Annotated in this window: 9 protein-coding genes; 1 reads left to right on the top strand and 8 read right to left on the bottom strand. The window is 54.2% G+C overall.

From position 1 onward, the window contains the following. Positions 1–14 precede the first annotated feature (14 nt). The 7 genes from ygjK to ebgR form a co-directional block, all read right to left on the bottom strand. Positions 15–2366 carry an alpha-glucosidase gene (gene ygjK / locus QVF11_RS10180; RefSeq protein ID WP_287856721.1) on the bottom strand — a complete coding sequence of 784 codons (2352 nt, stop codon included), beginning with the start codon at positions 2364–2366 and terminating at the stop codon, positions 15–17. A 17-nt stretch (positions 2367–2383) separates the two neighbouring features. Then, positions 2384–3442 carry a protein YgjJ gene (gene ygjJ / locus QVF11_RS10175; RefSeq protein ID WP_287856719.1) on the bottom strand — a complete coding sequence of 353 codons (1059 nt, stop codon included), beginning with the start codon at positions 3440–3442 and terminating at the stop codon, positions 2384–2386. A 47-nt stretch (positions 3443–3489) separates the two neighbouring features. Beyond that, on the bottom strand, positions 3490–4923 hold the full coding sequence (locus QVF11_RS10170; RefSeq protein ID WP_112213651.1) for an amino acid permease: 1434 nt from the start codon (positions 4921–4923) through the stop codon (positions 3490–3492). 224 nt (positions 4924–5147) lie between these two features. Further along, positions 5148–6581, bottom strand: a complete 1434-nt coding sequence (locus QVF11_RS10165) for an amino acid permease (RefSeq protein WP_182235006.1) — start codon at positions 6579–6581, stop codon at positions 5148–5150. 93 nt (positions 6582–6674) lie between these two features. Next, the gene (locus QVF11_RS10160) at positions 6675–7124 is read right to left on the bottom strand and encodes a beta-galactosidase subunit beta (protein WP_287856715.1); all 450 of its coding nucleotides are present in this window, start codon (positions 7122–7124) and stop codon (positions 6675–6677) included. Continuing rightward, the gene (ebgA, locus tag QVF11_RS10155) at positions 7121–10213 is read right to left on the bottom strand and encodes a beta-galactosidase subunit alpha (protein WP_287856713.1); all 3093 of its coding nucleotides are present in this window, start codon (positions 10211–10213) and stop codon (positions 7121–7123) included. Before ebgA ends, QVF11_RS10160 begins: the two co-directional genes overlap by 4 nt. 274 nt (positions 10214–10487) lie before the next feature. Next, on the bottom strand, positions 10488–11471 hold the full coding sequence (gene ebgR, locus QVF11_RS10150; RefSeq protein ID WP_112213655.1) for a transcriptional regulator EbgR: 984 nt from the start codon (positions 11469–11471) through the stop codon (positions 10488–10490). Positions 11472–11690: 219 nt separating this feature from the next. On the opposite strand from ebgR, the gene QVF11_RS10145 reads away from it, so the two are divergent. Then, entirely contained in the window at positions 11691–12023 is a 333-nt protein-coding gene (locus QVF11_RS10145; protein ID WP_112213656.1) for a tRNA-binding protein, read from the top strand. A 77-nt stretch (positions 12024–12100) separates the two neighbouring features. On the opposite strand, the gene QVF11_RS10140 is transcribed toward QVF11_RS10145, so the two are convergent. Next, a complete protein-coding gene (locus QVF11_RS10140; RefSeq protein WP_287856710.1) occupies positions 12101–13339 on the bottom strand; it encodes a fimbrial protein in 1239 nt (412 codons plus the stop codon). Between the last annotated feature and the right edge of the window lie 7 nt (positions 13340–13346).

Raw genomic sequence — 13346 nt, 5'->3', positions numbered from 1 at the left:
GTGAGGGAACATCGCTACGGCTGACGGAAAAACTCGTTATACAACATATACAAATGCGCAGCACTCCAGGAGAAGTTCGGTGCTCCCTGCTGCGCGCCGGTCAGCGGATTGTAGTTCTCCTGAATCGGGCCGTCGGAGGTTAACCCTTTGGCGTGCCTGAAGAAAGCGTCCGCCAGCTTCAGCGCCTCTTCGCGATGGCCATAGCGTTCCATCCCTTTCAGGCCGAACCAGAACTGATCCACCCACACGCGACCGCGCCAGTAAATATCCGCGCCAAACGCCGGATTGGTTAATGCGGCAGTGCCCAGCGGTACAAAGGTGTTGAACTCTTTATTATCCAACATCACCGAAATCACCTCGTCGGCATGCGCCTGAGTCGCCGCGCCGTTAAACAGCGGCGACCAGCCCTCCGGGCCTTTGCCGCGCTCGACGATCGGCTTACCGGCGCAGCCGTTCGCCAGCGGCTGCTCCTCAATACGGATGTCGTAATAGAATTTTGTCTGCGGGTCGAACATGCAGGTGTTGATGTAGTCGGCGAGCTTTTTCGCCAGCGCCTGATAGCGTTTTGCCTCTTCCGGCTTGCCGAGAAGGGTCGCCATCTCTGCCAGATAGTGGTTATCGCTGTACATATAGCTGGCCTGATCGACCGACTCCTGCAACAGCGAATAGCCGAGCAGGTTGCCGCTCTGATCCCGGTTTTCGGCAAATTTCACCGTCCAGTCGCTGCGCTGGCCGCCGTTGGCGATGTATCTATCCAACTGCTCTTTATCGATAAAGCCGAACACCGCCGCGTCATCGCGCCCGGACTCCCAGGAGGCAGCCACCTGCGCGGGGATCTCCAGGCTGTCGTAATCGCCCTTCGCCGTCACTTGCTCGTAGGTTTTGAGGCCAGAGAGCACCTCTTCTTTATCGCCCTTTTTCACGGTAAACAGCATCTCGCCGCTGGCAGTATTGTGCGCTTTGTCGCGGGTCGCACCGTACTCCGGCACGCCGTTGCCGTTGTGGTCGCGGTTGCGCAGCCACCAGTCATGATAGGCCACCAGTTTTGGATACATCTCCTCCAGCCAGGCTTTATCTTTGGTGACGTTATAGACCTCCATCACTGACCAGGCGGCCAGGCTCGGCTTGGTATTGCGTTCGTTCCAGTTGCTGCCGTCGCCGCCGCGCTCCGGGCTCAGGTTCCAGGCGATCAGATCCGGAACGAACCCGGCATCCTGCGGGCGCACCTTGTCATTGGCGGCGATCTGCCAGGAGAAGACGGCGCGAATATTCTCTTTGGCGATCTCCGGGTTGAAGTGGGCCATGGCGTAGGCCTGTTTCCAGGTATCCCACGGCCAGGTCTGGTTACCGGAGAACCAGCGTCCGGTCACCGACGGCGTGACGGTATTGTGCTGCACCGCACCGCCGGGTGCGCGCCAGTTGCCGTTCAGGGTTTCGATGGATTTCACCGCCACCCGGGTTTGTTCTGCGGTGGCATCAGGGTTGGTCAGCCCTTTTTGCAGATAGCCGTTCCAGCGCTGTTCGGAGGCGCTCAGGTAGTGGGCTGGGCGCGCCAGAATATCGCGGATTTGCGCCTTTTCAAGACGCACCTGTTCGGCGGTCAGCAAGTGCGAGTAGGTGGTGTAGATTGTTGTGGAGCCATTTATCTGCGCGCTGCTGGTGAAACGATGTCCGTCTACTTGGGTTGCCGTCGGCAGGGAGCGATGCACCTGATACTGCGATTCGCCGGAGGTCATTAAATCGGAGGCGGAACGGACCTTACCAAAGCTCACCGTCAGACCATCGTGAGTGGTGCTCAGGCGGCGCTGATAATCCGGGAAGGCTTCATCAATGGTTTTACCCGCCAGCGGTTTACCCTCTTTCGCGGCCAGTTTCTCCAGCAGTTCGCCGTCCCAGACCAGTTTGAGCGGCGTGTTACTGGTAATTTTGGTCTCCAGCAACGAGGTGTGCGCGCTGGCGAAGCGCAGCGTCATTTCAACCTGTACGCCGGGGGCCGAGAGCTTCTGTACCAGCGCGCCGGGCAGGCTCCAGGCCTGCATCGTGAAGGCGACCTTTTTGCCGTTCTGGTACACCGTCAGGCGGTCGAAATTAGTCGCCATAAAGTTGATGTACTCCTCGGTCAGTAGCGCAGGACCAGGAAAGCCGCCCATAGTGGCAGGGCCGTCCGGTAGCAGGTGTCCATGCCATGCGCCAAGATCGAAAAACGGGTTGAAGCGCTGGTGGTCATCGTAATCAAAATCCTGCATAGACTGCGGCGCACCGCTACGGTCGATGACGTTTTTAAACTCATCAGCGGTCAGCGCATGGGCGGAAAAACTGAGCAGCAGCGCGCAGGCCAGCGGAGTGAGAGTGGTGATTATTTTCATGGTATATCTGTCCCTTGTTACCAATAGAAATATTGCATCAGGAAAACCTGGTCGCTCGGATCGCCAGAGGCGTTTTTCATGTAGAACCGGCTGTCTGCAGCGGTAGCAAAACGCCCGCCGCCGTATTCGTACCAAATCCCGAACTGCATAAATGAGGTGGTTTCCTCGGCGGCGTTATCCGGGCGATGTTTGGCGTAGCTGTACGCGGTGGAGAGATAAACACCCTTGAGCGCCTCATACATGGCGCTGGCCATAAAGCCGGTTTCGGTCCCTGGGACGTTCCGCCCTTTGGCGCGACCGGTGTGGTGCCAGGCGCGGGCGGCGAGATTGGGCGAGAGAATACCGGTTAAAAACAGTTGTCCGGTGCCATCGGTCACTTCCAGACCGTTCATCCAGGTGACATCTTTGGCGATATCGTACTGAATGTAGCCGTTGACCATCGCCGGATAGGTATATTTATCGTCGTAGCGGTCATATTTGCCGAAATGCAGCCAGGCTTTGCTTTCATCGTGATGCCCGGCGGGCGTGGCGGTCACGCTATAGCGAAAGTCGCCCGCCAGGTTTTGCACCTTGAGCGCGTACATAATGTCGCGCGTGTTGGGGATCACGTAGCCGAGGTCGGGGGTGAAATCGCCCCACCATTGCAGGTCATCGAGCGATGAGTCCTGGCGCAGGCTGAGCATGATCTCGGTACTGTTATCGGTTTTATATCCACCATAGAAGCGGTTAATACCGCCTTCAAATCCGCCCCAGCTGTGGTCCGGTACCCAAGCGTTACCCTGGTTATCGGCCTGCACTGTCCAGCCTTCGCCATAAATTAAGCCGAACCAGTTGCCGTGCTTTATTTCCAGACCGCCTTCAATATAGGTGCCATCGCTATATTTGTGTTTATCATCGCCTTCTAAATCCATATATCCGCCGACGCCCAGCTCGCCGTAAAATCGATATGACGTGGTGCTGATGTCTGGCGTCTTCATATCATCATGTTCTGCTGGATGAGCAACGTCAGCAGCCATTGTCGGGGCGCAAAAAGCCAGGGCGGCAAGCGCCCCGTAAAAGTGGTTATTATTTTTCATAGAGTGATTAAGAGGTAGTGAGTTTTAATTTTTAAGAAAAAGTCTTATTAAGAAGCATCAGAGGCCGGTGCCGCTTCAATTCTTTTTTCTTCCTGAGTTAATCCCTTCACGTATTTGCTGTATTTCCACCATGCAAATCCGAGGAAGATAACGATCCCGCCGACGTTATAGAAAATAATCGTCAGAATATTGCCGCCGGTTGGGAACGTTGAAGCAACGAAGCCGATGGCGAAAATAACAATCAACATGGAAACCACCACGATGCCGGTCGTGCGCGAGCCCATCTTGAAATCGCGCGGCAAATGGTCGAGCTTGCGGCGCAGGTTGAGATACGCCAGCATAATAAACAGCGGTGGCAGCATCGAGGCGGCGGCGGTCATGTTGATGATAGTGTTCATTAAATCCTGCACCGTATTGGAGCCCATCATCGGGATAATCATCAGCGGAATAACAATCAGGAACTGAATCCACGCTGCGCGTGCCGGTACGCCATTCTGATTGAGCTCGACGGTCTTTTTGCCAAATATCCCGGCCGGGATTTCGGAGAAAAAGATTTTTACCGGGGTGGCGGTCCACATTAATAATGAACCGAACATAGCGGTGAAGGAGACCAGGCCGACAAAACGGTTAACCAGCAGTTCCGGTAGGCCAAAATATACCGCCATGCCGTGGAATACCTGTACCGAGCCGCCGGTGAACTTCAGCTCTTTGCTGCTGATAAACACGTTAATCAGCACCGAGGAAATCGAGTACAGCACCCCAATGACTATTCCCGCCATAATGATGACTTTAACGAATGACTTTGATCCGCCTTTGACGTCGTTAACATACACCGCGACGGATTCCGCGCCGCCTGCTGCCATAAAAATCCAGGTGGTAATGCCGAGAAATGCCCAGTTGAAGTTAGGGATCATCGCATCTACGGTAATGGGATCCGCAGGTTGAATACCGCCCACCAGCGCGCTACCGGAGAGCAGGATGTAGGAGAGCGTCAACAGCAGCATCAACGATGACGTGACCGAGGTAATCGGCCCCAGCATTTTTGCGCCGTTGGTGGAAACCCAGGTGGATAAAGCGAACAGCGCCATGCTCAGCACCGTGGTGGCGACAGGTGTCAGAATGTACTCGTAGCCGAGAAAAGCGTAAGAGGCGTAGGCAATCACGCGCGGCAGCAGCGAGGTGAAAAAGAACAGGTTCACAAACCAGTAGGTGTAGGCGGTAATAAACGCCCAGCGCCCGCCCAGCGAGCTTTTGACCCAGGCGTAAACGCCCGCCTCGGAGTTTTTATTCAGCGAAACGAATTCAGCAATAATCAGGCAGAAAGGGATGAAATAAAACAGGGTGGCGAGGAAAAACATCGGTGCCGATGCCAGCCCCAGCTCAATATTGTTATTGATAACGTTGTTAAAACTGAAGACGGCGGCGAAGGTCAGCGACAGCAGACCGAACTTGCCGATGGTATTACGTTTGGTATCAGACATAACACATCTCCACACATTATCCCTCAGAGAGTGGCCGAAGGGGATTGTGTTGTTTGTAGGGTAGAGGCAGTTAAGTATTACGGTTGATTTTAGTAAAAGTTTTAGTAAACAAAAGCGGTAAAACTGAATTGCTTTAACTCGATCACGAAAATGGTTGGCGGGACGTCATCTCAAAAGGTAAAAAATCCCGCCTGCTTATATGGTGCAGGCGGGAAGTCTGGTGCCTATTTCGCTGGATTTACTGCGCCTTTCAGCGCCGTCTGTTGGCTTTTCTGCTGTTTTTTCTCAAAGCGGGTTATCCACCACCACGCGAGACCGGAGAAGACTGCGGTCATAAAGACATTAATGAAGAAGGCGTTCACCAGGTCGACGCCCGGCGGGAAGGCGGAGGCGGTCATGCTGACCAGGAAAATCACCATCAGCATCGACACCACGCCCATCCCGACCTTTCTTGACCCCATGCGGAAGTCGCGCGGCGTGTCATCGTGTTTCCAGCGGAACACAAAGTAGGCAGCCATGATGAACAGCGGCGGCAGCATGGCGGTGCCTGCGGTCAGGTTGATGGCGGTATTCATCATCTGCTGGACGCTGGCGGAGCCGAAGCCATTGACGATAAGCATCAGCAGGACGAAGACAAACTGCCACCAGGCGGCGCGTACCGGCACGCCGTGAGCGTTCAGCTCGGTAGTTTTTTTGCCATAGATGCCCGCAGGAATTTCAGAGAAGTGAATTTTTACCGGTGCGGCGGTCCACATCATCATGCTGCCGAAGATGGCGATAAACAGAATGATGCCAACGAAGCGGCCCATCAGCGCTTCAGAAATATGGAAGTAAGCGCCAAGGCCGGTGAAGATTTCCACCATCCCCGCCGCGTAGGTCAGATCTTCGCGCGCCACAAAGACGTTTACCAGCAGTGAGCCCAGCGCATACATGCCGCCAATCAGCACTCCGGCGGTGATGATCACTTTAATAAACGATTTCTGCCCGCCTTTGGTGTCGTTCAGGTAGGCGGCAACGGTTTCAGCACCGCCCGCGGCCTGGAAAATCCAGCACATGATGCCCAGCGTTGCCCAGTTAATGGTTGGGGCCATGGCGTGCAGCGTAATCGGCTGCGCTGGTACGTGACCCGAACCCAGTGCAGTAAAGGCGCCGACGACGTAAATTGCAAACAGCGCGAAGACGCCATATGCCACGCATTCGGAAATTTTCCCCAGCCAGGTTGCGCCTTTGGTGGAGATATGGGTGGCCATGGCGAACAGGACGATAGAGATCAGTGAAGTGACCATCGGCGAGAAGGGAATGGCGTAACCCATAATCGCGTACGACGCGTAGGCCACCACGTTCGGCAGCAGCGACAGGAAAAAGAACAGGTTCACAAACCAGTACAGGAACGAACCCAGATAGGCCGCGCGGGTGCCTAAAGGTTGCTTCAGCCAGGCGTACATACCTGACTCGGAGTTTTTATTCGCTGAGACGAACTCGGCGATAATAAATACAAACGGGATAAAGTAAACCACCGTGGCGAACAAGAAGATAGGGGCGGAACTTAGTCCTAGCTCTATGTTGTTGTTAACGATATTGCGCACGTTAAATACGGCGGTAAACGCCATCGACAGCAAGGCGAATTTACCTATTTTGGCACGTATTGATTCGGACATAAGTCCTCCGAAAATTTGGCTGGCCCGGATTTGGGGCTGGAACCGGGACGGCCAGCGAGCGCACCCGCGGGCCTCTTGTTGCTTAACGCAGGCTTACTTATTCAGGAAGTAGCCATCTTCAATCGTTACTTTGAGCACTACTTTTTTGACCGGTGAATCGCAGATAAAACGGTAAGCTTCGTCGGTATCGCAAATCACCATTTGTCCTTCATGAACCTGAACGGTTTCACCAAGGCCTTTCATATATTCGCGGTCGGTTTCATCACGATAGCAGGCGACGGTCTGAAGCTTATCTTTGGCGGCAAACTCAATTTTTTGCTGGCCTTGCAAGTAGTAATGCACCTCGAAATAACGGCGATTACCGACAAACAGCGCATCGGTGGTGCTATTGCTTTCCACGCGATAGGAGAGCGAATCGCCGATCGAGTGAGCGACGCCGGGCCGAATATTGTCGATGTTATCGATGGCTTCCACGCAGCGCTGCCATTTACGTCCGCTGTGATAAACCTGCTTAAACTGTTCTAAATTATCGAGAATTCTCATTTTTCAGCCTCGCTGTGTGAATCGGAGGAAAAGAAACCGGCGTCAAAGCTATGATTCGCCAGCCTCTGCGAGGAAGCGCATCCGCCTTCCAGCGGCAGCAACGTGAAGCCATAGTTGAACGGTTTGAGCCAGACGCGCCAGCTATCCAGTACCTCGCTGCCCCAGGAGTTAGAGCCCAGTCCGAGCAGCTGGGCGTCGATATTCAGGGTGATGTCATCGCTGCGGCGCAGTTCGTTGCAGTGCTGCGCAGCATGCAAATTCTCAGCCGTATAGTGCCAGGCGCTGACGTTGAGCGGGTTACGCGGCACCACCATCAGGCCGCTGCCGTGGCGGTCGGTAAAAGAGGCCCAGCGCACATGCTGGCGGTTGCCATTGTTCTGCGGGAACGGGTAGCTCACGAACATGTCGTCGACGGTGGTGCGCCAGACGTCAATGATGTTGCTTTGCTGGCTGTCGGCGTAGTTTTCGCCCGGCCCGCGCCCATAATAATTGACCTGCTCAAACTGACCGTTAATGCCGAGCATAAAGCCGATGCACGGTACGATATGCGGGTAATCACCGTAGCGTTCGCCTTCAAGCTCAACGTTGATATGGCCCTGCGGAGTGACCTGCCAGCGATAGGTACAGCGCATGCCGAAATCGAAAACCGGCGGGGCGATGATGCTGCGGGTGGTAATAATCACCGTTTCACCGCGCTGCTCGGCGCTGAATTCACGCAGATGCTCCTGCATAATTTGCAGATGATTTGGCTGCCACAGCCCTTCGTATTCCTGCTTATGGTTATCAATCATCGGCTTGAAGAAGTTAATCTTCGGCTCGCGAGTCACCTGGTCGATGCCGTTCACCTGCCACTCGCTGAGCTTGCCGCTGACTTTCGAGAACACCACGCGGAAGTTGTGCCCGGTGATGCTGTAACTCAGGCGCTCATCGGCAATGTGCAGCGGGGTGGCGCTGGCGTTAATCAGCGGTGTTTTTGCTGCGGTCTGCTCTTTAAGCTGGAACTGGTAGACGGCGATTGGGTGGTTGGCTTCGCTGTACGGCGTACGGGAATCTTTGGTCACCATGATGTTGACGAAGGTTTCGCGATCGTCGAGTGCCGGCAGGTCGATTTTGATATCGCGACTGCTGTTTGCTGCAAGCCCCGGAACCTTAAGCTGTTGGGTTGCCAGCGTTGACCCTTCGGCACGCACTTCAATGCGCAGGGTGTAGTCATCCAGCGTGGAGAACCAGAGCTTATTATCGATGCGCAGCTCGCCCCGGGTGATGTCGGTCGCCTGGACTTTTACCGGTGCGATAACCTGTTTGTACTCTCTGAGCCCCGGCCCAGGGGTCTGATCGGAGAAAATCAGCCCGTCGAGACAGAAGTTGTAGTTATTAGGATAGTCGCCGTAGTCGCCGCCGAATTTGTACCACACCGCGCCGTTGTCATCGGTGGCCTGGATACCGTGATCGCACCACTCCCACACGTAGTGTCCCTGAATGCTGTCGTGCTGATAGAACACGTTCTGATATTCGCTCAGCCCGCCGGGGCCGTTGCCCATCGCATGGGCGTATTCGCAGATAATGCGTGGTTTTTCATGTGGATGCTCGCCAAATTCGTTCATCAGCGGCACGCGGGTATACATGGTGGAGATGATATCCACCACTTCGGCGTCGCGATCCTCTTCGTAGTGCACCAGACGCGTATCATCCAGCGCTTTGGTGGCGTGGTACATCGCGCGGATGTTGCAGCCATAGCCGGACTCGTTGCCCAGCGACCAGATGATGATGGACGGATGGTTTTTCTGCGCGTGAACGTGGCGCACGATACGCTCGACGTAAACGTGCTCCCATGCCGGGTCGTCGGTGATGGCGCTCAGGTTGCCGACGTTGGCGAAGCCGTGGGATTCGACATCAGTTTCCGCCATCACGAACAGGCCGTAAATGTCGCACATCTCATAGAAGCGCGGGTCGTTCGGGTAGTGGGCGGTACGCACCGAGTTAATATTGTGCTGCTTCATCAGCAGCAGATCTTTCTCCACGCGGTCCATTCCTACCGCACGGCCTTTCAGATGGTCGTTGTCGTGGCGGTTAACACCGTGCAACATCACGTAGCGGTTGTTGATATAGAACAGACCATTACGCACTTTGATATCGCGAAAACCAACGCGCTGCGGGATAACTTCGATAATGTCCCCGGCGGCATTTTTCAGCGTCATCACCAGGTGATAGAGGTACGGGTTTTCTGCTGACCACTGCTGCGGCGCTTTCACATCGATAGCAAAATCAACGTTCAGCTGTTGGTTGACGGTCAGGCGCTGGGTCGCGCCTTCATACAGCGCTTTTTCACCGTCGAACAGCGCATATTCCAGTGTGAGTTCACCCGCCTGGGCGGCGAGGTTTTCCAGTACCAGCTGGCAGGAGAGGGTGGCGTCAATATAGTCGTCGTTAAAGTCGGTACGCAGAGTGAAATCCTGCACATGCAGCGGATTTTTCCCTACAAGGTACAGGTCGCGGAAAATACCCGCTGACCACCACATATCCTGGTCTTCGATATAGGTGGAGTCGGCCCACTGCATAACGCGCACGCACAGCAGGTTGTCGCCGGTTGTCACCGCGTGACTGATATCGAACTCTGCCGTCAGGCGGCTGCCTTTACTAAAACCAATGTACTGACCGTTAACGTAGACTTCGAAATAGGTTTCGACGCCATCAAATTTAATAATGGTCTGCTGATCCTGCCAGCCGTCGCTAAGGGTAAAGATGCGCTGATAGGCACCAGTCGGGTTATCGGTCGGAACGTACGGTACGTCAATCGGGAAGGGAAAACCTTCATCGGTATATTGCAGCTGGCCGTGGCCTTCCATCTGCCACATTCCCGGCACGGTAATCGGCCCCCAGTCGCTGAGGTATTGCGAGGTGAACGCTTCCGGTACCAGCAGCGGGTTGGTGAAGAAGCGGAAGTTCCATTGTCCGCTGAGGGACAAAAAGCGGCTGCTGGCTTCACGGGCGAAGGTACGCGCCTGGGCCTGCGAATCGTAAGAGAAGAAATAGGCCCGCGGCGGCAGCCTGTTTTCATGAGTGAGTTGAAGATTTTCCCAGCGATTCATATCGCCTCCCTGAACGGACTAAATGGATATGGTTTATTTTAGTAAAACTTTTACTAAATAAAACCACCGAAGGCGATTTACTTTAACTCGATCACAAAATGAGCGTTACCGGGTGCCTGGGGTTGGCGTCGGGAAGGGGACATTCCCGGAGGCGATGCTGCGCATCTGTCCGGGCTACCGTTTTGCAGACGGCGGTGAACCCGTCGCCCGGGCAAGGCGCATGAAGCGCCGCCCCCGGGGGCCGGGCGCAGAGGATTTAGCGTCAGAAACGGGATTAACGGGTGGTGCCGCGTAGCTTAAGTACGCTGGGAACGAATACGTTTAGCGGTAGCGCACGACCGTCGCGGGCTTTTTCAACCAACAGGTTAACGCCCTGGCTACCCATCATTTCCGAGTGAATGCGCACCGTGGAGAGCGGTGGAAAGGTAAAGCGCGCGGTGGGAATATCGTTAACGCTGATAAGCGAAATATCTTGCGGAATAGACAGTCCACGCTCATGAATAGCGCGTAATACGCCGATGGCGATGGAGTCCGAGGCGACGAACAGCGCAGCGGGGAAATCCGCTTTCGCCAGCATCATTTTCGCCAGTTCATAGCCGGAGGAGCTGGAAAAGCCGCCGCGCCAGATATCATCTTCCGATACTACGCCCTTCAGACGACCGTACTCTACAAATGCCACTTCACGGATATCAGCCTTGCCGGGCTCATCCTGACCGCCAATAAACCCAATGCGCGATGCGCCCTGAGCGATAAAAAAGTCGATCACCTCTTTGGCAATACGCACCAGATCGATGTCCACGGCATCATAGCTGCTGCCAGGCTCATGGAAATCGATAAAGCAGATATTGTCGGTTAACGCGGTAGCGGCGTCACGAATTGCGCGCGAAGGCTGGCCGACAATCAATACGCCGGTCACTTTTTTTAGCTCGGGCAGGGCGTTATTGAAGTAGCAGTTAGTTAACTCAATACCAAGCTTTTCGCATTGCGTTTCAATACCATGGCGAATTGCCAGATAGTAAGGATCGTTAATTTCCAGATCCTGCTGATAGCTGTAGATCGCCAGGATATGGTGGTGCCCCACGGTATGAGTCTGAGTCTTACGCGAACTGGTACTTTTATATTCCAGCTTCTCCGCAATCTCCAGGATGCGGTGCTTGGTCTCTTCTTTTACGTTCAGGGTGGGGTCGTCGTTTAATACCCGTGAAACCGTCGCCAGCGAGACGCCCGCTTCGGTCGCGATATCTTTTAGTGTAGCCATTTTTTCCCTTATCTGACGTTGCCCCATCGACGCAAACCATTGTAAAGCAAGCGTGGGCTCCTGCATCTCTTTTCAGTAAATTTCCGCCGTATTATTCATCATCAGCACAGCGTTTTCTCTGATGTAAACCGTGATAGATCTAACACTCTTGTCAATATTATGCAGAATCGTTGACGATATTTGTTATCTTTTACTAAAATTTTACTTGAGAGGTAAAAGATGGAAACGGTGGTTTATGATGATTTTGCCAAACTGGAAATGCGCACCGGCAAGATAGTGGCAGTCCAACGTCATGCGAATGCCGACAAGCTGTACATTGCCCAGATTGATGTCGGTGAGAGCACGTTGCAGACGGTGACCAGCCTGGTGCCGTACTACAGCGAAGAAGAGCTGCTGGGGAAAACCGTGGTGGTGCTGTGTAATCTGGCGAAAGCGAAAATGCGTGGGGAAACATCGGAGTGCATGCTGCTCTGCGCGGAAACTGATGATGGCAGCGAAAGCGTGTTGCTCACACCTGAGAGGCTGATGCCCGCTGGCGTGCGGGTGGTATAACAATCTTCTGGGATTGCCCGGTGGCGCTTCGCTTGCACGGGCCGACAAAAGAATGCGCCACCGGACATTGGAGTATACTACTGATAGTTAATGGTAAATTCGACGGCGGCGTTGGCTTTTCCGCCAGTTAGCGCGCTCTCTGTATTGCGGGCATAGCGAGCCTTAAGCGGAATGGCGTAGCTGGCGGTGGTTTGCTGCAAGGCCAGATTCGCGTCGGTCAAAATATTTGCCTGGGAGTTGGTTAAGATGTTTTCGCTGGCGTTATTTTGAATCTCGATGCACATCCCCTTCGCGGTGTCGCTATCGCTGGTCAATGCCGCACAGCTGCCGCCCGCCGCCAGAGTTTGATAGCCGCTGACCGGGTTCAGGCGGAAGCTGATATCGTTCGGCGTATCGGGCTTGCCTATCGATTTAACAATCTCGCCGCTGCTATTTGCTGTGTTATCGACCCAGGAAATCATCGCCGTTGAATAGGTGTCCGGCGACTTGCGGTTATAGCGGCCGTACATCGGCGGGCAGTTGTTAAGCTGCAGATTGAAGTTCACCCATTCGGTGGTTTGCGTTTGTCGATTGATAGAGTGAGTACCCATTGGTACGTTGATGTCCGGCGTCTGGCAGGTGCCGGCTACCACGTTAACCGATCCGCTAATGGTTAAGCGGTAGCCATAATCGGTAAAGGGAGCCTGCGTCGGCGGATTGAGCAAATTGGCTTCATACTTCACATAGTAAACAATCGGCGGATAATTAATTGGTACGTTCCAGGTACCAGCGGCGATATTACCGGTTTTGACCAACAGAACTTCAAGGCCGTCGCTACCTATCATTCGAGTGCTTGCTGCCATAGCATTTCCTTCCCCAACTGTTGTATAAAAATTATTACGAAAAGGAAGCGTATTAAGAAGAGCATTTTTGTTTGACCCTACGGTCATTCCGATGCCAGGAACGCCAGTTTCATAAACATTGCCACCGTTATACTGTCCACTTACCGCGGGCAGTGCGCCGTCCGGCTCCCAGTAGGCGCTGTAGTATATCTTCTCCGTTTCCAGGTCCGGAGAGGATAGGGTACAATTTCGAACACCGGAACTCATATTTACCGGTTGGATATACTGGCGAAAGAGCACCGATCCAATAGGCAGATCGCGCAGCGCGGAGATGGTCACTCCCGTAGACAAGATCTGCGCGCTGGTGTGGATATAGTCGGTTCGCCTGGAATAAGTGCTCTCGCAGGTGGGAACCGCCAGAGCCTGTACTGGCCATAATGCGGCAAGCAGTAATACTTTGCCGAATGTACTAAATAGCATTTTTTTCCCTGCCATGAGTAAA

The organism is Klebsiella sp., from assembly GCF_027492335.1.
Taxonomy (GTDB): Bacteria; Pseudomonadota; Gammaproteobacteria; order Enterobacterales; family Enterobacteriaceae; genus Klebsiella; species Klebsiella huaxiensis.
Note: the sequence above shows the minus strand (reverse complement) of the source record. Positions and strands in the feature narration are given on the sequence as shown.

Coding starts and splice junctions, on each gene's coding strand:
- ygjK (WP_287856721.1), bottom strand. CDS start 2,366: ATGAAAATAATCACCACTCTCACTCCGCTGGCCTGCGCGCTGCTGCTC.
- ygjJ (WP_287856719.1), bottom strand. CDS start 3,442: ATGAAAAATAATAACCACTTTTACGGGGCGCTTGCCGCCCTGGCTTTT.
- QVF11_RS10170 (WP_112213651.1), bottom strand. CDS start 4,923: ATGTCTGATACCAAACGTAATACCATCGGCAAGTTCGGTCTGCTGTCG.
- QVF11_RS10165 (WP_182235006.1), bottom strand. CDS start 6,581: ATGTCCGAATCAATACGTGCCAAAATAGGTAAATTCGCCTTGCTGTCG.
- QVF11_RS10160 (WP_287856715.1), bottom strand. CDS start 7,124: ATGAGAATTCTCGATAATTTAGAACAGTTTAAGCAGGTTTATCACAGC.
- ebgA (WP_287856713.1), bottom strand. CDS start 10,213: ATGAATCGCTGGGAAAATCTTCAACTCACTCATGAAAACAGGCTGCCG.
- ebgR (WP_112213655.1), bottom strand. CDS start 11,471: ATGGCTACACTAAAAGATATCGCGACCGAAGCGGGCGTCTCGCTGGCG.
- QVF11_RS10145 (WP_112213656.1), top strand. CDS start 11,691: ATGGAAACGGTGGTTTATGATGATTTTGCCAAACTGGAAATGCGCACC.
- QVF11_RS10140 (WP_287856710.1), bottom strand. CDS start 13,339: ATGGCAGGGAAAAAAATGCTATTTAGTACATTCGGCAAAGTATTACTG.